This window comes from Roseateles sp. FW301-B2, assembly GCF_058788955.1.
On the sequence record NZ_JBYTBE010000001.1, the window covers coordinates 181,619 to 206,919 of the forward strand.

Consider the following 25,301-nt stretch of genomic DNA (forward strand, 5'->3'; position numbering starts at 1 on the left):
GGGCTCGCGGAGTATGGGTGGCCGGAATCGGCGCTGCACTTGGATGGCCTATTGTTGCGCGCATTCTGGCCCCGTCAAAGTAAGAACAGCCCGCGATCGCGGGCTGTTTCGAGTCGGCTAGGGAAAGCCCTCAGGGCTGGGAGGCGGCGGATGCCGGTGCCGCTGCAGGCTCGCTGGCCGAGGCGGCCATCGGTATGGATCCCTCGCTGACCGGCGCCACCGCGGGCGCGACATGGGCCGCCGGCGTCTCCACGCTCGATGCGGCCATCGGTAGCAGCGGCACGATCAGCAGCGCCACGATGTTGATGATCTTGATCAGCGGGTTGACTGCCGGGCCGGCCGTGTCCTTGTAGGGATCGCCCACGGTGTCGCCGGTCACCGCGGCCTTGTGGGCCTCGGAGCCCTTGCCGCCGTGATGGCCGTCTTCGATGTACTTCTTGGCGTTGTCCCAGGCGCCACCGCCGGTGCACATCGAGATGGCCACAAACAGGCCGGTCACGATGGTGCCCATCAGCAGACCGCCCAGCGCGGCCGGGCCCAGTAGCAGACCAACCAGCACCGGCACCACCACGGGCAGCAGCGAGGGCACGATCATTTCCTTGATCGCGGCGGTCGTCAGCATGTCCACGGCGCGGCCGTACTCGGGCTTGCCCGAGCCGTCCATGATGCCCTTGATCTCCTTGAACTGGCGGCGCACTTCCACCACCACGGCGCCGGCCGCACGGCCCACCGCCTCCATGGCCATCGCACCGAAGAGGTAGGGGATCAGGCCACCGATGAAGAGGCCCACGATCACCTTGGGATCGCTGAGGTCGAACTTCACGTCGATGCCGCGTGCCGACAGCGAGTGCGTGTAGTCGGCAAACAGCACCAGGGCCGCCAGGCCGGCCGAACCGATCGCATAGCCCTTGGTCACGGCCTTGGTGGTGTTGCCGACGGCGTCCAGCGGATCGGTGACGGCGCGCACACTCTCGGGCAGCTCCGACATCTCGGCAATACCACCGGCGTTGTCGGTGATGGGGCCGTAGGCGTCCAGCGCGACGACGATGCCGGCCATGCTCAGCATCGACGTGGCCGCCACCGCGATGGCGTAAAGCCCGCCCAGCGCATAGGACGCGATGATGGCGGCGCAGACGAACAGCACCGGCCACGCGGTGGAGCGCATCGACACGCCCAGGCCGGCAATGATGTTGGTGCCGTGGCCGGTGGTCGATGCCTGCGCGATGTGCTGCACCGGCGAATACTGCGTGCCGGTGTAGAACTCGGTGATCCAGACCAGCACGGCGGTCAGCACCAGACCCACCGCGCATGCGCCGAACAGGCGCAGCTGCGTGCCGGCACCCAGCGCGTCATCTGGCACCACGGCCTTGGTGACGAAGTAGAAGGCGATCAGCGACAGCACGCCGGCCACCGTCAGCCCTTTGTAGAGGGCCGGCATCACGTTCTTCATGCCGGGACTGGCCTTGACGAAGCTGCAGCCGATGATGGAGGCGATGATGGAAACGCCACCCAACAGCAGCGGGTAGAGCACCGCGGCCATCGGTGCGCTGGTGACGACCAGGGCGCCCAGGGCCATGGTGGCGATCAGCGTCACCGCATAGGTCTCGAACAGGTCGGCCGCCATGCCGGCGCAGTCGCCGACGTTGTCGCCGACGTTGTCGGCGATCACGGCGGGGTTGCGCGGGTCATCCTCGGGGATGCCGGCCTCCACCTTGCCCACCAGGTCGGCGCCGACGTCAGCGCCTTTGGTGAAGATGCCGCCGCCCAGACGCGCGAAGATCGAGATCAGCGAGGAGCCGAAGGCGAAGCCCAGCAGCGGCTTGAGCGTGGCGGAGTCCACCTTCTCGCCGCCGCTCAGAAACCAGAAGAACAGGCTCACGCCCAGCAGGCCCAGGCCCACCACCAGCATGCCGGTGATGGCGCCGCCCTTGAAGGCGACGTTGAGGGCGGGGCCCATGCCTTGCGTGGCCGCCTGCGCGGTGCGCACATTGGCACGCACCGACACGTTCATGCCGATGAAACCGCAGGCGCCCGAGAGCAGGGCGCCGACCACGAAGCCGACGGCGGTGGTCTTGTCCAGGAACAGGGCAATCAGGATGGCAAGCACCACACCGACGATCGCAATCGTCTTGTACTGCCGGGCCAGATAGGCCGCAGCGCCCTGCTGGATCGCCGCGGCGATCTCCTGCATGCGGGCATTGCCGGCATCCTGACTGAGAATCCAGCTTCGTTGGATGAAGCCATACAGAACCGCGGCCAGGCCGCAGGCCAGCGCGAAATACAGCGCCAAACTCGTCGACATGTACATGTCTCCTCTGTTGTATCTGCCGTTATTGAAGACGCCCCGTCTCTGAACGCCAGTCCTGCACGCTTCGTATCAACAGGGTCGCTGAGTTCATGCTAAGTGAGGGGCGTGACGCTTGGATTGCGCGTTTACCAGCGGATGCGGGTAAACGAGATTGAAGCGAGCTTGAGGCGGCGTCCAGGCTTCCGGCGTCAGGCCCCTATCAGCTGAGCCTCTAGAATGCGGGTTTCCCCCTGGCCGTAGAGAACACAATGAGCCTGCACAACGTGACCCCCGGCGCCAAGGCGCCCGAACAGTTCAACGTGATCATCGAAATCCCGATGAACGCCGACCCGATCAAGTACGAGGTCGACAAGGAGACCGGTGCCATGTTCGTGGATCGTTTCATGACGACCGCGATGCACTACCCCTGCAACTATGGCTACATCCCGCAGACCCTGTCGGATGACGGCGACCCGGTGGACGTGCTGGTGATCACCCCCTTCCCGCTGACCCCTGGCGTGGTGGTGACCTGCCGTGCCGTCGGCGTGCTGAAGATGGACGACGAGGCAGGCGGCGACGCCAAGCTGCTGGCCGTGCCGATCGACAAGATCCTGCCCATGTACACGCATTGGCAGAAGCCCGAGGACGTGAACAAGATGCGCCTCAACGCCATCCAGCATTTCTTCGAGCATTACAAGGACCTGGAACCCGGCAAGTGGGTCAAGGTGCAGGGCTGGGAAGGCCCGGAGGCCGCCAAGGCCGAGATCATGTCCGGCATCGCCGCCTACGCCAAGCAGCAGCAGAAGTAAGGTCAGCCCTGCTGCCGATGACAAGAGCGCCGCGAGGCGCTTTTGTCGTTTCTGGGGTCAGGTCATGCCTTCTTGAAGGGCTGGTGCTGTTCCAGTTCGTTCACGTAGTCGTGCATGGCCTCGCCCTCGCGCGCCAGGAATTCGGCCACCGCGTCGCGGAACTGCGGGTGCGCCAGGCGGTGGGCCGACTGCGTGCCCACCGGCATGAGCCCGCGCGCCATCTTGTGCTCGCCCTGGGCGCCGCCCTCGAAGCGCTGGTAACCCTGGGCCAGGCACCAGGCCAGGGGCTGGTAATAGCAGGCGTCGAAATGCAGGCAGGGGACGGCTTCCAGGGCACCCCAGTAGCGCCCATAGGCGGTGCGGCGCTCGGGATCCAGGGCGAGCAAGGAGGCGGCCAGGCGCTCGCCCTCGCGGTAGGCGATGAACATCAGCCAATGCTGCGCCATCTGCCGGCTCGCCTCGGCGAAGAAGCTGCGACTCAGATAGGGCGTGCTGCGATGTGCGCGGTAGGTGAGGGTGTAGCAGCGGTAGAAGAAGTCCCAGTCCTGCGCGCTGATCTGCGCGCCTTCGCGCACCTCGAAGCGCACCCCGGCCTCGCGCACGCGGCGCTGCTCCTGCTGGATCTTCTTGCGCTTGTCGCGTTGCAGGCTGGCCAGATAGTCCTTGAACTCGCGCGGCGTCTGCTGGGTGTTCTGCCAGTGGAACTGCACGTTGTGGCGCGGCAGCCAGCCCGCGCCCTGCAGGGCGGCCATGTCCGCGTCACTGCAGAACAGCACATGGGCAGAGGAGAGCTGCAACTGCGCTGCCAGCGCCTGCAGGCCGCGCACCAGGGCGTCGCGCGCGGCCGCGTCGCGCGCCAGCAGGCGCGCGCCCGGCACCGGCGTGAAGGGCACGGCCACCAGCAGCTTGGGGTAGTAGCTCAGGCCATGGCGCGCATAGGCGTCGGCCCAGGCCCAGTCAAACACGTATTCGCCGTAGGAGTGGCTCTTCAGATAGGCCGGGCAGGCGCCCACCAGTTCATCGCCATGCCAGAGGCTCAGGAACTGCGGCTGCCAACCGGTGGAGGCCACCGCCGAGCCGCTGGCATGCAGGGCCTGGAAATATTCCAGCCGCATGAAGGGCGTGGGCAGCTCCTGCGCGCGCAGCAAATCGTTCCAGGCTTGCAGGGGCAGATCATGGGGATCGGTAGCAACCCGAATGACATAATCGGCGACGCCTCGATTCATGCTTTTGCCCTGCGCTTGCCAGGGCTCGCCAGGACCCCGCGCCCATGTCTGTGAAAGTCGCGCTTGCGCAAATCAATGTCACCGTCGGCGATCTGGCCGGCAACGCCAGCAAGATCATCGAGTACGGCCGGCGTGCCCATGCGCAAGGTGCCCGATTGCTGCTCACGCCGGAGCTGAGTCTGTGTGGCTATCCGCCGGAGGATCTGTTGCTGCGGCCGGCCTTCATGGAGGCTTGCGCAGCCAGCCTGCGCCTGATTGCCGAAGAGCTTGCCGCGTGCGAAGGCTTGCATGTGGTGGTGGGGCATCCGCATCAAATGGACGATGGCGGGGATCTTAGGTCCAAGTCCCTGAGCGTGCCGCGCCGCTTCAATGCGGCCTCGGTGCTGGCAGGGGGACAGGTCTTGCGCACCTATTGCAAGCGCGAGCTGCCCAACTACCAGGTGTTTGACGAGCGCCGCTATTTCATCTCCGGCCGCGATGCGGGGCAGGGTGCGGTGGTGTTCGAGATCGATGGCCTGCGTTTCGGGCTGACGATTTGCGAAGACGCCTGGTTCGAGGAGCCCGCGCGTGCCGCCAGGGCCGCGGGCGCCCAGGTGCTGTGCGTCTTGAACGCCTCGCCCTTTCATCTGGGCAAGGTGGCCGAGCGCGAGGAGCGCATGGCCCAGCGCGCGCGCGATGTGGGGCTGCCGCTGCTCTACGCCCATCTGGTGGGCGGGCAGGACGAGGTGGTGTTCGACGGTGCTTCCTTCGCGCTCGATGCCCAGGGCCGGGTGGTGGCGCGTGCGCCGATGTTCGAGGAGGACCTGACGCTGATCGAACTGGGCGCCGATGCCTGCCCGCGGGGTCAGGTCATGCCCTTGCCGGAGCTGGAGGCGCAATGCTGGGCGGCGCTGGTCACCGGGGTGCGCGACTACATCGGCAAGAATGGCTTTCCGGGCGCCATCATCGGGCTGTCGGGCGGCATCGACTCGGCCCTGGTCTTGGCGGTGGCGGTGGATGCGCTGGGTGCGGATCGCGTGCGCACCGTGATGATGCCTTCGCCCTATACGGCTGACATCTCCTGGATCGACGCACGCGACATGGCCGAGCGCCTGGGCGTGCGCTACGACGAGAAGTCCATCACGCCCATGTTCGAGGCCTTCACGCAAAGCCTGGCGGGCGAATTCGCCGGCCTGCCGCTGGACGCCACTGAGGAGAACATCCAGGCGCGCGTGCGCGGCACGCTGCTGATGGCGCTGTCCAACAAGTTCGGCTCCATCGTGCTCACCACCGGCAACAAGAGCGAGATGGCGACCGGCTACTGCACGCTTTACGGCGACATGGCGGGCGGCTTCGCCGTCATCAAGGATGTGGCCAAGACCCTGGTGTTCCGCCTGGCGCGCTGGAAGAACGAACAGCCGACGCGGCGCGCCGATGGCACGCTGGGCCCGGTGATTCCGGAGCGCATCATCACCCGGCCGCCCTCGGCCGAGTTGCGCCCGGATCAGAAGGACCAGGACAGCCTGCCGCCTTACGAGGTGCTGGACGCGATCCTGGCGCGCTATATGGAAGAAGACCAGTCGATCGCCGAGATCGTCGCGGCGGGCTTCGCTGCGGCCGACGTGGAGCGCGTCACCCGCCTGATCAAGATCAACGAATACAAGCGGCGCCAGGCGCCCATCGGCATACGCATCACGCACCGCGCCTTCGGACGCGACTGGCGCTACCCGATTACCTCCAAGTTCCGTGCTTAAATTGCCCCAATCCTTTCAAATCGCTGGAGTCAGACCATGAAGCAGATCACCGCCATCATCAAGCCCTTCAAGCTGGACGAAGTCCGCGAGGCTCTGGCCGAGGTGGGTGCATCGGGTCTGACGGTGACCGAGGTGAAGGGCTTCGGCCGCCAGAAGGGCCATACCGAGCTCTACCGCGGTGCGGAGTACGTGGTGGACTTCCTGCCCAAGGTGAAGGTGGAAGTGGTGGTCAAGGACGATGACGTCGAGCGCTGCATCGACGCCATCCTGAAGGCGGCCAAGACCGGCAAGATCGGCGATGGCAAGATCTTCGTCACCCCCGTGGAGCAGGTGGTGCGCATCCGCACCGGCGAGACCGACGAGGCGGCGGTCTAAGGCCTCAGGTCAGCAGGCGCTGCCACAGGGCGGCGCCCCAGATGCCTGCGCAAAGCAGCAGCGCCAGGAACACCGCGGCGCTGGCGATGTCCTTGGCGCGCTTGGACAGTTCGTGCAACTCGAACGAGATGCGGTCGATCGCGGCCTCGATGCCGGAGTTCAGCAGCTCCACGATCAGCAGCAACAGCAGCGAGCCCAGCAGCAGCGCCACCTCGACCCAGTTGCGGCCCAGCCAGAAGGCCGCCGGCGTGGCCACTACCATCAACCAGACTTCCTGCCGAAACGCGCTTTCGCCCGTGTAGGCCGCGCGCAGGCCGGCCATCGAGTAGCCGGTGGCGCGCAGGATGCGATCCAGGCCGGTGCGGCCCTTGTGCGGATTGCTCATGCCTTCTTGGGGGGCAGTTGCGTGATGAGGCGGGTGCGGCTCAGCACATCGTGCAGGAACTGCCCTTGCGGATGCAGCTTGGCCAGCAGGGCATAGCCCAGCACGCCGGCCAGCAGGGTGCCGAAGATCGCCCCCAGGCCATGCAGGCCCATCGCGTAGACGCTCACCAGCGCCGGCATGAACCACAGCCAGCTCAGCAGATAGCGCAGCAGCGCGCGCGCCTGGGTGAGCGGGGCACCCTGTTGGTCCACCACGCGCAGATGCCAGGCCTTCATCGCCACGGTCTGACCGCCATGCGACCAGAACCAGATGAAGTAGATGCCCAGCACCACGAACAGGAAGGCCTGCAGGCCATGCTGGCCCTGCATGGCATGGCGCTGCTGGGTGAGGGCCGAGTACAGATAGCCGGCCACGAACACCACGCCGAACAGCAACACGCCCTCGTACATGAAGCAGGCCATGCGGCGCAGCAGGCCCGGCGCCTGCGGGCTATTCATCGCTTCGCTCATCGTCAGTTGGCGCGCGCCTTCGGCAGCAGGGTCTTGGGGTCGACCAGATCGGGGTCGGCCAGCACCTTGGGTTGGCCGGCGGTCTGGTGCGCGGGCAGCGTCTTGACCTGCGTGATCAGCACGGTGGTGGCGCCAGGTCGGGCCTGCAGGATGGACGGTGCCACGGCCGTGATCGGTGCCACGGACGGTGCCGGCACCAGATTGGATTTGGCAAGGCTCAGCGGCGCCGCGGCCTTGCCGCCTGGAGCCGTGCTCGCCGCGGGCAGGGTCTTCTGGCTGGCGCGGTCCGCCAGCGCCTGGCGACGCTCGGGGGGCAGGGCTTGGTAGGCCTCCCATTTGGCCTGCAGTTCATTGTTCTTGAGCTGCGGCGTGGACTGGAAGCCGACCCGGGCCTGCTGGCGCTCGATCGGGCTCAGCTTGGTCCACTCGATCATGCGCTCGCGGATGCGCGCCTGTTCGTCGGCCGGCAGCGTATGGAAGCGCGCCGCCACCTCCAGCCATTTGCCGCGGCGCGAGCTGTCGAGCTTGTCCCATTCCTGCTGCAGCGGGGCCAGGGCCGAGCGCTGGGCCGGGCTCAGGGCCTGCCAACTGCCGATGCCCAGCAGGCCCGCGGCAGTACCCGCCGGCAGCGGTTTGGCCACGGCGCTGGCGGCGGGGCTGGCCGGCACCGCACTGGCCGTGTCTGCGCTGGGCTCGGGCGCTTGCGCGCCGGCCGGCTGCAAGGGCAGCCAGGCCGTCATCAGGCCGAGGGCGAGAGTGATGGAATGGGCGGCGAGCGAACTTGTTGGGAGTGGCCGGATCATGTTCTCAGTCGGTCACTCGGGCTGCTCGGTCGCAGGTTGCTGGTCTTCGTTCAGATACTCACGGAAGCCGGGGTCGCTGTAGGCGGCGGGCGGCAGCTGGGTCGACAGCAGGGCCGTGTCCACTTCCGCCGCGGCCAGGATCTGCTGGTACCACTGGCTGTGCTGGATCAGCAGCAGGCCCAGTACCAGCAAGAGCAGGGGGCCCAGCGATGCCAGCTTGAGCCAGCGCGAAGGCTTGCCGCCGGGGCCGCCTTGCAGGGCCAGGCTGTCGCCCTGGGGAACGGCTGCCGCTTGTTGCACCAGTTCGGGCTGCGCCAGGCGCGCCGCCTTGGCTTTCAACATGGCCTGCTCGCGCGCGAAGCGCAGGCGTTCACCGATATCGGCCGGGAGTTGCTCGCATTGGGCATTCAGGCCCGCGGCGACGCTCAGGCCAAAGCGTGCCATGCGCGCTTCCTGGTCCTGACTGATCTGCGAGTGCTGCTTGCTCATAATGTGATTCCCTTGGCTTTGAGTGACTTGGCCAATGAATGAACCGCTCGCGAGCAGTGTGTCTTAACACTTCCCTCGGAGCAACCCATCACGGCCGCGGTCTCGGCGACATCCAACTCTTCCCAGTAACGCAGCAGGAAGGCTTCCCGTTGACGCGCCGGCAACATTGATACTTCCTGATCGATGGCCTGCAGGATCTGGCCCTTGGAAACCTCGTCGGCCGCGCTCAGCGCGCCCATCGCGCCGTCCTGCGATTCGAGGGTTTCCAGCAGGTCGAAATCGCCGTCGGGGTCTGATGACTCGAAGTCCGACATGTTGTGCATGACGGCGTTTCTGACCTTCTGGCGCCGGAACCAGTCCATCGTCGCGTTCGACAGGATGCGCGGGAACACCAGCGGCAACTCGGCCGCCGGGCGGTCGAAGTACTTCTCGGCCAGGCGGATCATGGCGTCCTGCACGATGTCCAGCGCGGCATCGTCGTCACGGACCAAGTAGGCCGTTCGTTTGAAGGCCCGGCGTTCGGCGCTGCGCAGAAAGTCGTTGAGTTCTTTATCGGAAGCCAATGTGGAAAGGGCAAGCCCTGAGCTGGCAAAACGACGCGAATTATTGCATTGCGAGAGCGGACCCTAGGGAAATCATTGGTGACCGCGGGTTTGCGTGCATAATGCTGCTTCGCACAAAGAGTTCTTAGTCTCAAGCTGGCTGCCCAACCGGGGCGCCTCGTTTTTGACCGCACAGGCTCCGAATCCACCTCACGAGGGTGCGAGAAGGGGCACCGATGGTTTTTCGTTAGAGAAATTCACAGAGGTTCTATATGGACATGTCTGCCGCGGACGCCAAGCGTGCTGCGACCCCCGATGGTCGTGCACAACCGCACAATACCCCCCCCTCGTCGGAGCCGAACGGCTCTGAAATCCTTGTTCGCAGCCTGCAGGCCGAAGGTGTCAAGTACCTTTGGGGCTACCCGGGCGGCTCGGTGCTGTACATCTACGACGCACTGTACAAACAAGACCATATCCAGCATGTGCTGGTGCGCCATGAACAGGCCGCCGTGCACGCCGCTGACGGCTATGCCCGCGCCACTGGCGAAGTGGGTGTTGCCCTCGTGACCTCAGGTCCGGGTGTGACCAATGCCGTGACCGGCATTGCCACCGCCTACATGGACTCGATCCCGATGGTGATCATCACCGGCCAGGTGCCCACGCCGGCGATCGGCCTGGATGCCTTCCAGGAATGCGACACCGTCGGCATCACCCGCCCCATCGTCAAGCACAACTTCCTGGTGAAGGATGTGCGCGATCTGGCGATGACGATGAAGAAGGCCTTCCATATTGCCCGCACCGGTCGCCCCGGCCCGGTGGTGGTGGACATCCCCAAGGACGTCTCGCTGAGCAAGGCACACTTCAGCTACCCCACCCATGTGGAGATGCGCTCCTACAACCCGGTGCGCAAGGGCCATAGCGGCCAGATCCGCAAGGCGGTGCAGCTGCTGCTGCAGGCCAAGCGCCCCTATATCTACACCGGTGGCGGTGTGATCCTGGGCGAGGCCTCGAAGGAGCTGCGCGAGCTGGTGGACCTGCTGGGTTATCCGGTCACCAATACCTTGATGGGCCTGGGCGCCTTCCCGTCCAGCGACCCGCGCTTCCTCGGCATGCTGGGCATGCACGGCACCTACGAGGCCAATATGACCATGCAGCATTGCGATGTGCTGCTGGCCGTGGGCGCGCGCTTCGATGACCGCGTGATCGGCAATCCCAAGCATTTCGCCCAGGTGGAGCGCAAGATCATCCATGTGGACATCGACCCCTCGTCGATTTCCAAGCGGGTGCGCGTGGACATCCCCATCGTCGGCGACGTCAAGGACGTGCTGCAGGAGTTGATCCACCAGATCCGCGAGGCCCAGGCCAAGCCCGATGCGGCCGCCATCAACGCCTGGTGGAGCCAGGTGAACGAATGGCGCCGCCGCGACTGCCTGGCCTACAAGAAGGACAGCGGCGTCATCAAGCCGCAGGCCGTGGTGGAAACGCTGTGGAATCTGACCCGCGACCGCGACACCTACATCACCTCCGATGTGGGCCAGCACCAGATGTGGGCCGCGCAGTTCTACCGCTTCGATGAGCCGCGCCGCTGGATCAATTCCGGCGGCCTGGGCACCATGGGCGTGGGCCTGCCCTATGCCATGGGCATCAAGCTGGCCAAGCCCGAGTCGGATGTGTTCTGCATCACCGGCGAAGGCTCGATCCAGATGTGCATCCAGGAACTGTCGACCTGCCAGCAGTACAAGACGCCTGTGAAGATCGTCTCGCTGAACAACCGCTACCTGGGCATGGTGCGGCAGTGGCAGGAGCTGGACTACGGCAAGCGCTACTCGCACAGCTATATGGATGCGCTGCCCGACTTCGTCAAGCTGGCCGAGGCCTATGGCCACGTCGGTCTGCTGGTCGAGCGCCCCGAGGACGTGGAGCCCGCCCTGCGCGAGGCGATCCGGCTGAAGGACCGCACCGTGTTCCTGGACGTGCGCACCGACCCGACCGAAAACGTCTGGCCCATGGTGCAAGCCGGCAAGGGCATCTCGGAAATGCTGCTGGGGTCCGAGGACCTCTGAGGTGCGGAAGGCGATGTGCAGGCTTGTTGTTACCGCAGCAAGCCTAGCGCATCGCCGGATGCACGGCAGAGCGGCCCCAAGCGTTCCCTTCCATTGACATCGAACAGCGTGGCCAAGGGCCGGCGGTTACCGCCGACGGTCTGAAGAGCGCGCAGGACGAGGACTCATGAAACACATCATTGCACTGCTCATCGAGAACGAGCCGGGCGCGCTGTCGCGCGTCGTCGCCTTGTTCTCCGCCCGCGGCTACAACATCGAAAGCCTGACGGTGGCGCCGACGGAAGACGCGTCGCTGTCGCGCATGACCATCGTCACCACCGGCTCCGACGAGGTGATCGAGCAGATCACCAAGCACCTGAATCGCCTCATCGAGGTGGTCAAGGTGGTCGACCTGACCGAGGGCAATTACACCGAACGCGAGCTCATGCTCATCAAGGTGCGCGCCGTCGGCAAGGAGCGCGAGGAAATGAAGCGCACCGCCGACATCTTCCGCGGCCGCATCATCGACGTGACCGAGAAGACCTACACGATCGAGTTGACCGGCGACAGCTCCAAGCTGGACGCTTTCATCGATTCCATCGACCGCACCGCGATTCTTGAGACCGTGCGCACCGGTGCCAGCGGCATCGGCCGCGGCGAACGCATCCTGCGCGTCTGAACGCCTTTCCTACCCAACACCCCTGAACCGTTTTTTCCTGGAGACCGACATGAACGTTTACTACGACAAGGACGCTGACCTGAGCCTCATCAAGGGCAAGAACGTCACCATCATCGGCTATGGCTCACAAGGCCATGCCCATGCACAAAACCTGAATGACAGCGGCGTCAAGGTGACCGTCGGTCTGCGTCGTGGTGGTGCATCCTGGGCCAAGGCGGAGAACGCCGGCCTGAAGGTGGCCGAGATTGCCGACGCCGTGAAGGCGGCCGACGTGGTGATGATTCTGCTGCCGGACGAGCAGATCGCCGAGGTCTACAAGCGCGAGGTCGAGCCCAATATCAAGCAGGGCGCCTCGCTGGCCTTCGCTCATGGCTTCAACGTGCACTACGGCCAGGTCACGCCGCGCGCCGACCTGGACGTCTGGATGGTTGCCCCCAAGGCCCCCGGCCACACCGTGCGCGGCACCTACACCCAGGGTGGCGGTGTGCCGCACCTGATCGCCGTCTACGCCGACAAGACCGGCAAGGCGCGCGATCTGGCGCTGTCCTACGCCTCGGCCAATGGCGGCGGCAAGGCCGGCATCATCGAGACCAATTTCCGCGAAGAGACCGAGACCGACCTGTTCGGCGAGCAGGCCGTGCTGTGCGGTGGCGCCGTGGAACTGATCAAGGCGGGCTTCGAGACCCTCACCGAGGCCGGCTATGCGCCCGAGATGGCCTACTTCGAGTGCCTGCACGAGCTCAAGCTCATCGTGGACCTGATCTACGAGGGCGGCATCGCCAACATGAACTACTCGATCTCGAACAACGCCGAGTATGGCGAGTACGTGACCGGCCCGCGCGTGGTGACCGAAGCCACCAAGAACGCGATGCGCCAATGCCTGAAGGACATCCAGACCGGTGAATACGCGAAGAGCTTCATCCTGGAGAACAAGGCCGGCGCGCCGACCCTGCTGAGCCGTCGCCGCCTGACCGCCGAGCACCCGATCGAGCAAGTGGGCGAGAAGCTGCGCGCCATGATGCCCTGGATCAAGAAGAATCGCCTGGTCGATCAATCCAAGAACTGAGTCTCGCTCATGCCCTGAAGCCGCGCAGCCTTGAGGCCGCGCGGCTTTTTTGCTTGGCCCGCTGTTGTATCCTCCCGCCCCATGACCGAAGCCAAGAAAACCGAGCACTTGCTGGACGATGAGGACAGCGAAGTGTTGGAACCCGTGCGGCCGCGCCGCAAGGGCATCTACATCCTGCCCAATCTGTTCACGCTGGCGGCGCTATTCGGTGGCTTCTATGCCATCGTGATGGCGATGAACGGGCGCTTCGAGCAATCGGTCTACGGCATCTTCTGCGCCATGGTGCTGGACAGCCTGGACGGGCGCGTGGCGCGCATGACCAACACGCAAAGCACCTTCGGCGAGCAGATGGACAGCCTCTCCGACATGGTGTCCTTCGGTGCCGCGCCGGCGCTGATCATGTATGAATGGGCCCTGAAGGGCCTGGGCAAATGGGGCTGGTTCGCGGCCTTTGTCTACTGCGCCGCCGCGGCGCTGCGCCTGGCGCGCTTCAATACCAATCTGGCGGTGGTCGACAAGCGCTTTTTCCAGGGCGTGCCCAGTCCGGCTGCCGCTGCGCTCGTGATGGGGCTGATCTGGGTGCTGGATGATGCCGGCTACAAGGGCGTGAGCCAGGATCCGCAGCTCAGCTGGCTGGCCTTCGGCTTCATGCTGTATGCCGGACTCACCATGGTCACCAACGCGCCCTTCTACAGCTTCAAGGACGTGAGCTTCAAGCGCTCGGTGCCCTTCATCACCATCGTGGCGATCGCCCTGCTGATTGCGGTGATCAACATCCACCCGCCCATCGTGCTGTTCAGCCTGTTCTGCTTCTATGGCCTGTCGGGCTATGTGGTGTACGGCTACAAGCGTATGAAGGGCAAGCCCGTGAGCGTGATCGCCACCTCGACCGATGAGCCCGATGAAAAGGGACTTCACCATTGACGTAGGCTGGCCGGGAAAATCCGGCCTGGCCATGCTACATTCGAACGCATGAAGACCGTTGCCGTCACCGCCGCTTTGCTACTAGCCATCGGGCCCTTGGGCTTGAGGCCGGTGCGCGCCTGACACCAGCCGTCTCTTCTCCCCAAGAGCCCGCCGAGCATCTGCTTCGCGGGCTTTTTGTTTTTTCGCCTGCTACTTCATCACCAACCTGCCTGACACGGAGAATTCTCATGGCTGACAAGCTGATCATCTTCGACACCACCTTGCGTGACGGCGAGCAATCGCCCGGCGCTTCGATGACGAAGGACGAAAAGCTGCGCATCGCGCGCCAGCTGGAGCGCATGCGCGTCGATGTGATCGAGGCCGGCTTTGCCGCCTCCAGCAATGGCGATTTCGAGGCCGTCAGGGCGATTGCCGATGCGGTGCGCGAGAGCACCATCTGCTCGCTGGCGCGCGCCAACGATCGCGACATCGCGCGTGCGGCCGAGGCGCTCAAGGGCGCGGCACGCTCGCGCATCCACACCTTCATCGCCACCAGCGAGCTCCACATGGAGAAGAAGCTGCGCATGACGCGCGAGCAGGTGCTGGAACAGGCCACGCTGGCGGTGCGCTTTGCCCGCAACCTGACCGACGACATCGAGTTCTCGCCCGAGGACGGCTATCGCTCCGACATGGACTTCCTGGCCCGCGTGGTCGAGGCGGTCATCAAGGAGGGTGCGCGCACCATCAACATCCCCGATACCGTGGGTTACGCCATTCCCGAGCTCTACGGCAATTTCATCAAGACCTTGCGCGAGAAGGTACCGAACTCCGATCAGGCGGTCTGGTCGGTGCATTGCCACAACGACCTTGGCATGGCGGTCGCCAACTCGCTGGCGGGCGTGAAGATCGGTGGCGCGCGGCAGATCGAATGCACCATCAACGGGCTGGGTGAGCGCGCCGGCAACTGTTCGCTGGAAGAGGTGGTGATGGCGCTGAAGACGCGGCGCGACTACTTCGGCCTGGACCTGGGCATCGACCCCTCGCAGATCGTGCCGGCCTCGCGCCTGGTGTCACAAACCACCGGCTTCGTGGTGCAGCCCAACAAGGCCGTGGTGGGAGCGAATGCCTTTGCACATGCCTCGGGCATCCACCAGGACGGCGTGCTGAAGGCACGCGACACCTACGAGATCATGCGCGCCGAGGACGTGGGCTGGAGTGCCAACAAGATCGTGCTGGGCAAGCTCAGCGGCCGCAACGCCTTCAAACAGCGCCTGCAGGAGCTGGGCGTGGCGCTGGAGTCCGAGGCCGAGGTGAATGCCGCCTTCGTGCGCTTCAAGGACCTGGCCGACCGCAAGAACGAGATCTTCGACGAGGACATCATCGCCCTGGTGATGGACGAGTCGGTGACCCAGGACCACGAGCATTTCCGCCTGGTTTCGCTGGCCCAGCATTCGGAAACCGGTGAGCGTCCGCATGCGCGGGTGGTGTTTGCCGCCGGCGACCAGGAGTTCAGCGCCGAGAGCGATGGCAACGGCCCGGTCGATGCCAGCCTACGTGCAATCGAGAGCAAAGTGCAAAGTGGTGCCGAAATGATCCTGTATTCGGTGAACGCAATCACCAGCGGTAGTACAGAATCACAGGGCGAGGTCACCGTGCGTCTGCAGCACGCGGGGCGCGTGGTCAACGGCGTGGGGGCCGACCCGGATATCGTGGTGGCCTCGGCCAAGGCATATTTGAGCGCGCTGAACAAGCTGCAGAGCAAGGTGGAGCGGGTGGCTGCGCAGGGTTAAGGTCAGGGTCAAAAGCGATGCTTTACTTAAGCATCGCGCTTTAAGTTTTTGATCTTGCCTGGCTTTTTTCTATCGCCTAAACTGCGGTCGACCTTGTTGGGGATGCGATTGAAGACTTTAGCTACTCTGTTGTCCGGCTTTGCTTTGAGCGGTCTCCTGCTGGGCGCGGGCGCCTTGGCGCCCGTGCAGTCGGCCGAGGCGGCCGCGCAGCAGCCCAGCAGCAAGAAGAGCGTGCGCAAGGCCAAGCCCGCACCGCGCTCGCCGCGCAAGGCTGCGCTGGTGGAAGCGGCCGCCAAGCCCACCTTTGGCCAGCTCTACGGCCTGCATGCCGTGGATGACCCGCTGGACCTGAAGTCGAGCGTCGCCCTGGTGCTGGATCAGGACACCAACGAGGTCCTGTTCTCGAAGAATTCCCAGGCGGTGCTGCCGATTGCTTCGATCACCAAGCTGATGACGGCCTTGGTGGTGGTGGAGGCGGGCTTGTCGCTGGATGAGCAGCTGACCATCAGTGATGAGGACAAGGATACCGAGAAGGGCACGGGCTCGCGCCTGGCCATCGGTACTACCCTGAGCCGTGGCGAGTTGCTGCACCTGGCGCTGATGGCGTCGGAGAACCGTGCCGCCAGCGCCCTGGGGCGCAACTACCCGGGCGGGCCGACTGCCTTTGTGGCGGCCATGAACCAGAAGGCCCAGAGCCTGGGCATGACGGACACGCATTACGTCGAGCCGACGGGCCTGTCGAGCCGCAACCAGTCGAGCGCCAAGGATCTGGCCGCGCTGGTCAAGGTGGCGCATGAGTTCCCGCTGCTGCGCGAATTCTCCACCTCCAAGGACCATCAGGTGATGGTGGGCAAGCGCCAGATGGCCTTCCACAGCACCAACGGCCTGGTGCGCAGCTCCAGCTGGGACATCGGCCTGCAGAAGACCGGTTTCATCAACGAGGCCGGCCGTTGTCTGGTGATGCAGGCCAAGCTGGCGGGCCGCAAGCTGATCATGGTGTTCCTGGATTCGACCGGCAAGTACTCGCGGATCGGCGATGCCGAGCGGGTACGCAAATGGCTGAGCACCCAGCCCAGCACGGTGGCCGACAGCGGCGTCGGTGGTTGATTCAGCCGCCGCGGTAGCCCAGGGCTGCCGAGATCTGCGCCGCGGTTTCCTTGACGCGCGCCAGCCAGGCCTCTTCGAGCCGGTCCGCCGGCGCCGAGATCGACAGGCCGGCGATGAGCTTGCCCTGGTCGTCGTAGATGGCGGCGGCCATGCAGCGCACCCCCAGCTCCAGCTCCTCGTCGTCGCGTGCCACGCCGCGCTGGCGCACCAGCGCCATTTCGCGTTCCAGGGCCTGGATGTCGGTGATGCTGTTGCGGGTGTGGCCGGCCAGCCCGGTGCGGGTGGCGTAGGCACGCACCCGCTGCGGATCATCGCTGGCTAGGAAGAGTTTGCCGACCGAGGTCAGATGCAAGGGTGCGCGGCCGCCCACGGCGCGCACCACCTGCATGCCCGAGCGTTCGGAATAGGTGCGCTCGATATAGACGATCTCATCGCCCTGGCGGACCGACAGGTTGACGGGCTGGTGGGTCAGCTTGTGCAGCTCGCGCATCGGCCCGATGGCGGCATCGCGCACATCCAGGCGCGCCTTCACCAGATTGCCCAGTTCGAGCAGGCGCATGCCCAGTCGATAGCTGCCGGCCTCGGGCCGGTCGACGAAACGGCCGATCGCCAGATCGTTCAGTATGCGGTGGGCGGTGGAGGGATGCAGTCCGGTGGTTTCGCTGATCTGTTTTAGCGAGACCGGATCCTGCTGGCTGGCCAGGACATCCAGCAGTGCAAACGTTCGTTCCAGGACTTGAATCGCGGGTGTCTGAGCCTCTTTTTGCTTCATGGCTTCATTGTGCGGGAATTGCCCCGTTTTTACATCGCGAAATTAGCGGCTGGCGCTGCGCGGCAACGCTTGACGCGCTGCGGCCATGCCCGCGCGCACCGCGCCCTCCAGGGTGGCGGGGTAGGGGCCGTCGACATAGTCGCCCGCCGCATAGAGGCCGGGCGCAATCGCGCTACCGGGGCGCGCCAGGCCGGGGGTGCAGGCAAACGTGGCGCGTTTCTCGGCCAAGACGCGCAGCAGGCGCGGCGTGCTGGCCCAGCGGAGTTGACCTTGCGCCTGTTGAAGGCACGCGGTCGCGCAGGCGTCCAGGCCGCGTGCGGTCCATGCCGCCGCGCCGCTGACGACCAGGCTGAACTGCCCGCTGCGCCGCGGGTCCAGTTGGCCCAGGTCGAACGCGAACTGCGCCGGGTCGGCCGGGCCCTCGCGCAGCGCCAGCATGGGCGAGGGCAGGGCCGAGCCCGGGCTTTCCAGGTAAACGGTGACGATGGGCTCAAAGCGCAGTGCCCGGGCGAGCCCGCTCCAGCCTGGGGCCAGGTCTTGCGTCAGGCGTGCCGCCTCCACGCTGCTGCAGGCCAGCACCACGGCGTCGAAGCGCTCTCCATCGACCAGCCAAGCGCCCGCATCACTGGCGTGCAGGGCCTCGACGCGCTGCGACATGCGCAGCCTTGCGCCATGGCCGCTCAGCCAGGCCGCGGCCGGGTGTGCCAACAGATCGCTCAGGCCCAGGCGCGGCAGCAGCAGATCGGCCGAGCCGGGGCCGCTGAACAAGGCGTCGCGCAGCACACGCAGGAACACGCGCGCGCTAGCGCGCTCCGCCGGCGTATTCAATGCCGCCACGCACAGCGGCCAGACCAGATCCGCACGGACTTCGTCGGCCAGGCCCATGCAGAGTTCGGCCACGCTGAGCGCCTCCGGGCACTCGAAGCGCCGCAGCGCCCAGGCCGTGCAATGCCTCAGCAGCGAGAGCCGCGCCCGCCACGGCCAGCCTGCATGGCGCAGCACCGCGAGGGCGAAGCTCGGCACCGGATGGCCGGCGCGCAGCTGCAGCCCGGCATGCTCGGGGTAGCGCAGTTGCAGCGGCAGGCGCAGCAGCGCCATGGCGGGGTCCACGCCCAGGGTCCGCAGCAGGGACAGGCTGGCGCTGTAGGCGCCGATCAGGATGTGCTGGCCGTTGTCGAGCGCGTGCGCGCCGGCGCTGACCGTGCGTGCACGCCCCCCCGGCGCGCTGGCCATCTCGAACAGCGTGACTTCGGCGCCGGCCTGGCAGGCCTCGACGGCCGCCGCCAGACCGGCCCAGCCTCCGCCTATCACCGCCAGGCGCGTGCGGTCGGCCATCAACGACCGCGCCAGTTGGTGCGCATCGCGATCCAGAGCTTGCGCAACGGCGTCAGCGAGATGCGCTGGTGCAGCACCTGGAAGCGCTCGGCCTCGATTTCACGCAGCAGGGCGCGGTAGATATTGGCCATCATGATGCCGGGCTTCTGGGCCTGGCGGTCGGCCTCGGGCAGCAGCGCGAAGGCCTCGTCGTATAGGCGATGTGCGCGTTCGGCCTGGAAGGCCATCAGGCGGCTGAAGCGCTCGCTATAGCCCCAGGGCGCCTGCCTCAGCAGGATCTCGTGCGCCTTGACGTCGAACTGCTGCAGCTCCGAGATCGGCAGGTAGATGCGGCCACGGCGCGCGTCGTCGCCGACGTCGCGGATGATGTTGGTGAGCTGCATGGCCAGGCCCAGCTTGTGGGCGTAGGCCACCGTCTGCGGCTCGCTGCGGCCAAAGATGGCCGAGGCGACTTCGCCCACCACGCCGGCCACCAGATGGCAGTAGCGCTGCAGGCCCGGATAGTCGAGAAAGCGGCTCTGGTCCAGATCCATCTGGCAACCCTCGATGACCGCCATCAAATGTTCCAGCCGGATGTCGTAGACAGGGCAATGCGGCATGAGCGCGCGCATCACCGGATGCTGAGGCTGCCCCGCAAAGGCGGCCATCGCCTCCTTGCGCCACCAGGCCAGCTTGGTGGCGGCCACGCCGGCGTCCTGCGTCTCGTCCACCACATCGTCGATCTCGCGGCAGAACGCGTAGAAGGCCGTGATGGCGGCGCGGCGCGGCGCGGGCAGGAACAGAAAGGCGTAGTAGAAGCTGGAGCCGCTGCCGGCGGCCTTTTCCTGCACGTACTGCTCGGGGCTCACGCGGCCTCCGCGTGTTGCGCTTGGCGCGCCAGGCGCGCGGGCGTCATGCGCAGGGCGCGCCACAGCATCGGGGCCAGGTCTTGCGCGCCCAGATGGGGGCGCGCGCTGAGGGTTGCAAATTCCATGGCGCGGATTCTCTCAAGAATGCGCAGGCCGCCTTGCACCACCAGCCTGAGCTCCCAGCCGGCCCGCCCGGGCAGCTGGTGCACCAGCGGCGCCCCCTCGCGCATCAGGCCTTCGGCCCAGGCGCAGAGTTCACGCAACAGCGCGCGGGCGGCCGGGCCGTCCTGGCAGGCGAGCAGGTCGTCGGCCGTCAAGCCGTGGCGCTGCAGATCCGGGCTCGGCGCGTAGCAGCGCCCGACCGGGCCGTCGCGGCTCATGTCCTGCCAGAAGTTGATCAGCTGCAGGCTGGTGCAGATGGCGTCCGAGCGCCGCAGCGCGGCGGCATCGTCGATGCCGTAGAGATGCAGCAGCAGGCGCCCGACCGGGTTGGCGGAGCGGCGGCAGTAGTCCAGCAGCTCGGCGCGGTCGGCGTAGCGCGTTTTCACCAGGTCCTGCTCAAACGCGTCCAGCAAATCGTCAAGCAGGCGCAAGGGCAGTCGATATGCATGAAAGACCGTGCCCAGGGGTTCGAACACCTGCGCTCGCCAGCGTGTCGAGGGCGCGATGCCGGCCGCGACGGCATGGAGATCGCTGCGGTACGCCCGCAGCGCCTGTTGGCGCTGCTCGGTCGTCGCCTCGCCTTCGTCGGCCAGATCGTCGGCGGTGCGGGCGAAATGGTAGATCGCTGTCACGGCCGGCCGCAGCGCTGGCGGGCACAGCCAGGAGGCGACCGGGAAGTTTTCGTAGTGTTCTATGCTCACGGGCCAGATTGTGTGTGTTTTGCGAATGCTTTGTTGTCGAGCGGCGGCCGAATTCGCGACCTTGCGGGTTTGACAGCCCGAGGGCGTCTGCATACATTACTGACCGGTTAGTCAGTTACTTCGGGGCATGCTTTGTCGCCCGGGCGCAAGACCCTGCGCCGGCGCGAGCGGCCCCTTTGCCGAGGTGGTTCATGCCCCAAGTCTTCTCGCGTCTGTCCTTGTCGGTGCTTGGCGCCTTGTTGGTGGTCGGCTGCAGCAAGCCTGCGCAAGCACCGGAGCCGGAGCGCGCCGTCCGCACCCTGGTGCTGGCCAGTGACTCGGCGGGTGGTACGCGCGAATACGCGGCCGAGATCCGTGCGCGCACCGAGTCGCGACTGTCTTTTCGCGTTGGCGGCAAGCTCTTGCAGCGGCGTGTGAATCTGGGCGACGTGGTCAGGCCCGGCCAAGTGCTGGCGCAGCTGGACGCGCAGGATCTGGTGCTGGCCCAGGAGGCTGCCAAGGCGGCGGTGCTTGCCGCGCGGGTGAACCGCGATCAGCTGGGCGCCGACTATCGACGTTTCATCGAGCTGAAGGACCAGGGCTTCATCAGCGCGGCCGAACTGGAGCGCCGCGACAGCGCCTTCAAGGCCGCGCAAGCGCAATTGGAGCAGGCGCGCGCGCAAGCCGGTGTGCAAACCAATCAGGCGGCCTACGCCATGCTGGTGGCCGACACCGCCGGCGTGATTACCGGCGTGGATGCTGAGCCAGGCATGGTGGTGGGGCCGGGCACGCCCATCGTGCGCATTGCCCATGACGGCCCGCGCGACGTGGTGTTCTCGGTGCCCGAGGATCAGGTGAGCCTGCTGCGCGCCGCCACGGCGGTGCCGGGCGCTTTCAAGGTGCGCCTCTGGGGCGAGGGCCAGCAGCCCAGGGACATCAGCCTGCGCGAGCTGGCGGCCGCGGCCGATCCCGTCACGCGCACCTTCCAGGCCAAGGCTGATGTGGGCAAGCTGGACGTCAAGCTGGGGCAGACGGCGACGGTGCTGCTGCAGACGCCGTCGCTGGCAAAGGTCATCAAGCTGCCGCTCAGTGCGGTGCTGGAGCAGCAGGGTCACACCTCCGTATGGCTGCTGGAACCTGCCAGCATGACGGTGAAGCCGCGGGTTGTGCAGGTCGCTGGTGCCGATGGCAACGAGGTGGTCGTGTCCGATGGGCTCAAGCCCGGCGACGAGGTGGTGGTGGCAGGTGTGCACGTGCTGAGCCCCGGTCAGAAGGTGCGCCGCTACCAGCCCGGTAGCAATACGACTGCCGCCAGCGCGGCCTCGCATTGAGCCGAGCGAGGATCGCATGAGCAGCACGTCGACACGCAGCGGTTTCAATCTTTCGCGCTGGGCTCTCGAGCATCCGGCATTGACACGCTACCTCATGGTGGTGCTGATGGTGATGGGCTTCGCAGCCTACTTTCAGCTCGGGCAGGACGAGGATCCTCCCTTCACATTTCGTGCCATGGTGGTGCAGGCCTTCTGGCCCGGTGCGACCGCCTTGCAAATGGCCGAGCAGGTCACCGACAAGATCGAGAAGACCCTGCAAGAAGTGCCGCATGCCGACAAGATCCGCAGCTACACCAAGCCGGGTGAATCGCTGACGATCTTCCAGGTCAAGGACAGCACGCCGCCGCATGAGGTGACCAACCTCTGGTACACGGCGCGCAAAAAGATCGGTGATATGCGGCCAACCCTGCCGCAGGGCGTTCTCGGCCCCGTCTTCAACGACGAGTTTGGCGACGTCTATGGCTCGATATTCGCGCTGTCGGCGGATGGCTTCAGCAATGAGGAGTTGCGCCAGCAGGCCGAACGGGTGCGCTCCGAACTGCTCAAGGTGCCCGACGTGGCCAAGGTGGAGCTTTTTGGCGTGCAGGCCGAGAAGCTCTTCATCGAGGTCTCGCAAAAGCGCCTGGCCGAGTTGGGGGTGGATTTCAACCAGGTGCTGGCCCAGCTGGGTGCACAGAATGCGATGGAGGGGGCGGGCGTCCTCGATGCCGGCAGCAACAATCTGCAGGTGCGCGTGGAGGGGCAGCTGAACTCAGTGGCGGCCTTGCGCGCCATGCCCATCCGGGCCATCAATCCACAGACCGCCACGGCCAGCAGTTTGCGCCTGGGGGACATTGCCGAAATCAATCGCGCTTTTGTCGATCCGCCGTCGGTGATGGTGCGTCACCAGGGGAAGCAGGTGCTGGCGCTGGGTGTGTCGATGTCCAAGGGAGGCGACATCATTGCGCTGGGCAAGGCCTTGCGAAAGGCCAACGAGCGCATCAAGGCGTATTTGCCCGCCGGCATCGAACTCAGCCAGATCCAGGACCAGCCGCAGGCAGTGGCACGCTCGGTCAATGAATTCGTACAGGTCTTGATCGAGGCGGTGGTGATCGTGCTGGCCGTCAGCTTCATCGCCTTGGGCCTGCATACCCGGCCGCTGCGCATCGACGTCTGGCCCGGACTGGTGGTGGCCATCACCATCCCGCTGGTGTTGGCGATCACCTTCGTGACGATGTTCTATTGGGGCGTGGGGCTGCACAAGATCTCGCTGGGCTCGCTCATCATTGCGCTGGGCTTGCTGGTTGACGACGCCATCATTGCGGTGGAGATGATGGTGCGCAAGCTCGAGGAGGGCTACGACAAGATGCATGCGGCGACCTTTGCCTACGAGGTCACCGCCATGCCGATGCTGACCGGCACCTTGATCACCGCGGTGGGCTTCTTGCCCATCGGCCTGGCCAAGTCCTCCACCGGCGAATACACCTTCGCGATCTTTGCGGTGACGGCGGCCTCGCTGATGATCTCCTGGGTGGTGTCCGTCTATTTCGTTCCGTATCTGGGCGCCATCTTGCTGAAAAGTCGGGCGCACAACGGCGGGGAGGCGCACGAACTCTTTGACACGCCGTTCTACAACCGCTTCCGCGCGATGGTTCGTTGGTGTGTCGAGAACCGCTGGAAGGCCATTGCGATGACGGTGGCCTTGTTCGTGCTGGGCTTGGTGGGCATGGGCCGCGTGCAGCAGCAATTCTTCCCGGACTCCAGCCGGCCGGAGGTGCTGGTGGACCTCTGGTTGCCCGAGGGCACAACGATCGAGCAAAGCCATGAGCTTGCCAAGCGCTTCGAGGCGCGCATGCTCAAGGAGCCGGGCGTCGACGCGGTCAGCACCTGGGTTGGCAGTGGTGTGCCGCGCTTCTATTTGCCGCTGGACCAAATTTTTCCTCAGGCCAACGTCAGCCAGTCCATTCTGATTCCGCGCGACTTGCAGGAGCGCGAGAGCCTGCGCAAGCGCTTGCCGGAGTTGCTGGCCAAGGAGTTCCCGGAAGCGCGCACGCGCGTCAAGCTGCTGCCCAATGGGCCGCCCGTGCCCTACCCGGTGCAATTCCGGGTGGCGGGTGAGGATGCCAAGGAAGTGCGCCGCTGGGCCGATCAGGCCAAGGAGATCTTGCGCGCCAACCCGAATATGCGGGGTGTGAACGACAACTGGAACGAGTCGGTCAAGACACTGAAGCTGGAGGTGGATCAGGACAAGGCGCGTGCATTGGGTGTGACGAGCCAGAGCATCGCGCAGGCTTCGCGGGTGATGCTGTCCGGCGTCACGGTGGGGCAGTACCGCGAGGCCGACCGCCTGATCGATATCGTGGTGCGCCAGCCTGCCGAGGAGCGCAATGCCATCACCGATCTGGGCAGCGCCTACCTGCCCACCGCCAGCGGCCGTGCGGTACCGCTGACGCAGATCGCCAAGGTGCGCTTTGAATGGGAGCCCGGCGTGCTGTGGCGCGAGGGGCGCAGTTTCGCTGTCACGGTGCAGGGCGACGTGGCCGAGGGCTTGCAAGGCGCCACGGTGACGGCGCAAGTCTGGCCGGCACTGAAGGAGCTGCAGGCCAAGATGCCGCCCGGCTATCGCATCGAAGTGGCCGGTGCGGTCGAGGAGAGCAGCAAGGGCCAGGGCTCCATCGCTGCCGGCGTACCGATGATGCTGTTCATCACCTTCACCCTGCTGATGCTGCAGCTGCAGAGTTTCTCGCGCGCCATGCTGGTGTTCCTGACCGGACCCCTGGGCATTGCCGGCGTGGCCGGCGCGCTGTTGCTGCTGAACCGGCCCTTCGGCTTCGTTGCCCTGCTGGGCGTGATCGCCTTGATGGGCATGATCATGCGCAACTCGGTGATCCTGATCGACCAGATCGAGCAGGACCGCGAGCGTGGCGTGCCCGCCTGGTCGGCGATTGTCGAGTCGGCGGTGCGACGCTTCCGTCCTATTGTGCTGACGGCCGCCGCCGCCGTGCTGGCGATGGTGCCGCTGTCGCGCAGCGTGTTCTGGGGGCCGATGGCCGTGGCCATCATGGGTGGCCTGATCGTGGCCACGGCGCTCACTCTGCTGGCGCTGCCGGCCATGTACGCGGCCTGGTTCCGGGTGCAGCGCCCGGCCGCCGCCTCGCGATTCATGCCCTCCAAGCTGGAGTCCTGAGCGCCGGCTGCGTCCGCGCCGGCGCGCTCCAAAACCCTTGGGTGGATGGCGCGCCGGTTTTTGCCTAATCTACCGGCTACAATCTCCGGTTTGCCGCATCGCCACAGGGCTGCCGCGATCAGAAAGATCGAGGCAACTCTGAATCCACTCGCGCGGGTGGCGAAATTGGTAGACGCACCAGGTTTAGGTCCTGACGCCTTCACGGGCGTGCCGGTTCGAGTCCGGCCCCGCGCACCAGGTCAATTTTCAGAGTCACATT

At 65.8% G+C, this 25,301-nt stretch carries 22 protein-coding genes and 1 tRNA gene; 12 read left to right on the forward strand and 11 right to left on the reverse strand.

Going from position 1 to position 25,301, the window contains the following annotated elements:
- Nucleotides 1-130: 130 nt before the first annotated feature.
- Nucleotides 131-2,302 carry a sodium-translocating pyrophosphatase gene (locus tag AC3WQY_RS00795; protein WP_285232964.1) on the reverse strand — a complete coding sequence of 724 codons (2,172 nt, stop codon included), beginning with the start codon at nt 2,300-2,302 and terminating at the stop codon, nt 131-133.
- A gap of 254 nt (nt 2,303-2,556) precedes the next feature.
- Here AC3WQY_RS00795 and ppa point away from each other — a divergent pair, with 254 nt between their 5' ends.
- Nucleotides 2,557-3,096 carry an inorganic diphosphatase gene (ppa, locus tag AC3WQY_RS00800; RefSeq protein WP_285232963.1) on the forward strand — a complete coding sequence of 180 codons (540 nt, stop codon included), beginning with the start codon at nt 2,557-2,559 and terminating at the stop codon, nt 3,094-3,096.
- A 62-nt stretch (nt 3,097-3,158) separates the two neighbouring features.
- Here the strand turns inward: ppa and AC3WQY_RS00805 are convergent, their stop codons facing one another.
- Nucleotides 3,159-4,322, reverse strand: coding sequence for a GNAT family N-acetyltransferase (locus AC3WQY_RS00805; RefSeq protein ID WP_285232962.1), 1,164 nt, complete (start codon nt 4,320-4,322; stop codon nt 3,159-3,161).
- A gap of 44 nt (nt 4,323-4,366) precedes the next feature.
- On the opposite strand from AC3WQY_RS00805, the gene AC3WQY_RS00810 reads away from it, so the two are divergent.
- Together AC3WQY_RS00810 and AC3WQY_RS00815 are read left to right on the forward strand one after the other, a co-directional pair.
- A complete protein-coding gene (locus AC3WQY_RS00810; RefSeq protein WP_285232961.1) occupies nt 4,367-6,055 on the forward strand; it encodes an NAD+ synthase in 1,689 nt (562 codons plus the stop codon).
- Nucleotides 6,056-6,091: 36 nt separating this feature from the next.
- The gene (locus AC3WQY_RS00815) at nt 6,092-6,430 is read left to right on the forward strand and encodes a P-II family nitrogen regulator (RefSeq protein WP_241298315.1); all 339 of its coding nucleotides are present in this window, start codon (nt 6,092-6,094) and stop codon (nt 6,428-6,430) included.
- 4 nt (nt 6,431-6,434) lie between these two features.
- Here the strand turns inward: AC3WQY_RS00815 and AC3WQY_RS00820 are convergent, their stop codons facing one another.
- The 5 genes from AC3WQY_RS00820 to AC3WQY_RS00840 are packed head-to-tail and all read right to left on the reverse strand — an operon-like array spanning nt 6,435 to nt 9,179.
- Nucleotides 6,435-6,815, reverse strand: coding sequence for a diacylglycerol kinase (locus tag AC3WQY_RS00820; RefSeq protein ID WP_285232960.1), 381 nt, complete (start codon nt 6,813-6,815; stop codon nt 6,435-6,437).
- A complete protein-coding gene (locus AC3WQY_RS00825; protein WP_285232959.1) occupies nt 6,812-7,312 on the reverse strand; it encodes an RDD family protein in 501 nt (166 codons plus the stop codon). The genes AC3WQY_RS00820 and AC3WQY_RS00825 overlap by 4 nt, the downstream gene beginning before the upstream one ends.
- Before the next feature lie 14 nt (nt 7,313-7,326).
- Nucleotides 7,327-8,127, reverse strand: coding sequence for a DUF3106 domain-containing protein (locus AC3WQY_RS00830; RefSeq protein ID WP_492705033.1), 801 nt, complete (start codon nt 8,125-8,127; stop codon nt 7,327-7,329).
- A gap of 12 nt (nt 8,128-8,139) precedes the next feature.
- The gene (locus AC3WQY_RS00835) at nt 8,140-8,616 is read right to left on the reverse strand and encodes a DUF3619 family protein (protein WP_285232957.1); all 477 of its coding nucleotides are present in this window, start codon (nt 8,614-8,616) and stop codon (nt 8,140-8,142) included.
- Nucleotides 8,613-9,179, reverse strand: a complete 567-nt coding sequence (locus AC3WQY_RS00840) for an RNA polymerase sigma factor (RefSeq protein WP_285232956.1) — start codon at nt 9,177-9,179, stop codon at nt 8,613-8,615. Before AC3WQY_RS00840 ends, AC3WQY_RS00835 begins: the two co-directional genes overlap by 4 nt.
- Nucleotides 9,180-9,430: 251 nt before the next feature.
- Here AC3WQY_RS00840 and AC3WQY_RS00845 point away from each other — a divergent pair, with 251 nt between their 5' ends.
- From AC3WQY_RS00845 to pbpG, 6 genes are all read left to right on the forward strand, one after another.
- Complete coding sequence (locus tag AC3WQY_RS00845) at nt 9,431-11,221, forward strand: acetolactate synthase 3 catalytic subunit (protein WP_285232955.1); 1,791 nt, start codon at nt 9,431-9,433, stop codon at nt 11,219-11,221.
- Between the two features lie 166 nt (nt 11,222-11,387).
- Nucleotides 11,388-11,879, forward strand: a complete 492-nt coding sequence (gene ilvN / locus AC3WQY_RS00850; protein WP_285232954.1) for an acetolactate synthase small subunit — start codon at nt 11,388-11,390, stop codon at nt 11,877-11,879.
- A 49-nt stretch (nt 11,880-11,928) separates the two neighbouring features.
- Complete coding sequence (ilvC, locus tag AC3WQY_RS00855) at nt 11,929-12,945, forward strand: ketol-acid reductoisomerase (protein ID WP_285232953.1); 1,017 nt, start codon at nt 11,929-11,931, stop codon at nt 12,943-12,945.
- Nucleotides 12,946-13,026: 81 nt separating this feature from the next.
- Nucleotides 13,027-13,869 (forward strand): CDP-diacylglycerol--serine O-phosphatidyltransferase, encoded by an 843-nt coding sequence (gene pssA / locus AC3WQY_RS00860; protein WP_285232952.1) that lies wholly within the window; start codon nt 13,027-13,029, stop codon nt 13,867-13,869.
- 230 nt (nt 13,870-14,099) lie between these two features.
- Nucleotides 14,100-15,641: a 2-isopropylmalate synthase gene (locus AC3WQY_RS00865; RefSeq protein ID WP_285232951.1), complete on the forward strand. Its 1,542-nt coding sequence runs from the start codon at nt 14,100-14,102 to the stop codon at nt 15,639-15,641.
- A 102-nt stretch (nt 15,642-15,743) separates the two neighbouring features.
- Entirely contained in the window at nt 15,744-16,748 is a 1,005-nt protein-coding gene (gene pbpG, locus AC3WQY_RS00870) for a D-alanyl-D-alanine endopeptidase (RefSeq protein WP_425334642.1), read from the forward strand.
- Between the two features lies 1 nt (nt 16,749).
- Here pbpG and AC3WQY_RS00875 read toward each other — a convergent pair whose 3' ends face one another.
- The 4 genes from AC3WQY_RS00875 to hpnC are packed head-to-tail and all read right to left on the reverse strand — an operon-like array spanning nt 16,750 to nt 20,566.
- On the reverse strand, nt 16,750-17,520 hold the full coding sequence (locus AC3WQY_RS00875) for an IclR family transcriptional regulator (RefSeq protein WP_285232949.1): 771 nt from the start codon (nt 17,518-17,520) through the stop codon (nt 16,750-16,752).
- A gap of 42 nt (nt 17,521-17,562) precedes the next feature.
- Complete coding sequence (hpnE, locus tag AC3WQY_RS00880; RefSeq protein WP_492705039.1) at nt 17,563-18,855, reverse strand: hydroxysqualene dehydroxylase HpnE; 1,293 nt, start codon at nt 18,853-18,855, stop codon at nt 17,563-17,565.
- Nucleotides 18,855-19,703 (reverse strand): presqualene diphosphate synthase HpnD, encoded by an 849-nt coding sequence (hpnD, locus tag AC3WQY_RS00885; RefSeq protein WP_492705041.1) that lies wholly within the window; start codon nt 19,701-19,703, stop codon nt 18,855-18,857. Before hpnD ends, hpnE begins: the two co-directional genes overlap by 1 nt.
- Nucleotides 19,700-20,566, reverse strand: coding sequence for a squalene synthase HpnC (gene hpnC / locus AC3WQY_RS00890; RefSeq protein WP_492705043.1), 867 nt, complete (start codon nt 20,564-20,566; stop codon nt 19,700-19,702). Before hpnC ends, hpnD begins: the two co-directional genes overlap by 4 nt.
- A 191-nt stretch (nt 20,567-20,757) precedes the next feature.
- On the opposite strand from hpnC, the gene AC3WQY_RS00895 reads away from it, so the two are divergent.
- From AC3WQY_RS00895 to AC3WQY_RS00905, 3 genes are all read left to right on the forward strand, one after another.
- Complete coding sequence (locus AC3WQY_RS00895; protein ID WP_492705045.1) at nt 20,758-21,876, forward strand: efflux RND transporter periplasmic adaptor subunit; 1,119 nt, start codon at nt 20,758-20,760, stop codon at nt 21,874-21,876.
- 16 nt (nt 21,877-21,892) lie between these two features.
- Entirely contained in the window at nt 21,893-25,042 is a 3,150-nt protein-coding gene (locus AC3WQY_RS00900; RefSeq protein WP_492705047.1) for an efflux RND transporter permease subunit, read from the forward strand.
- A gap of 150 nt (nt 25,043-25,192) precedes the next feature.
- Nucleotides 25,193-25,279, forward strand: a tRNA-Leu gene (locus AC3WQY_RS00905).
- Nucleotides 25,280-25,301: the final 22 nt, after the last annotated feature.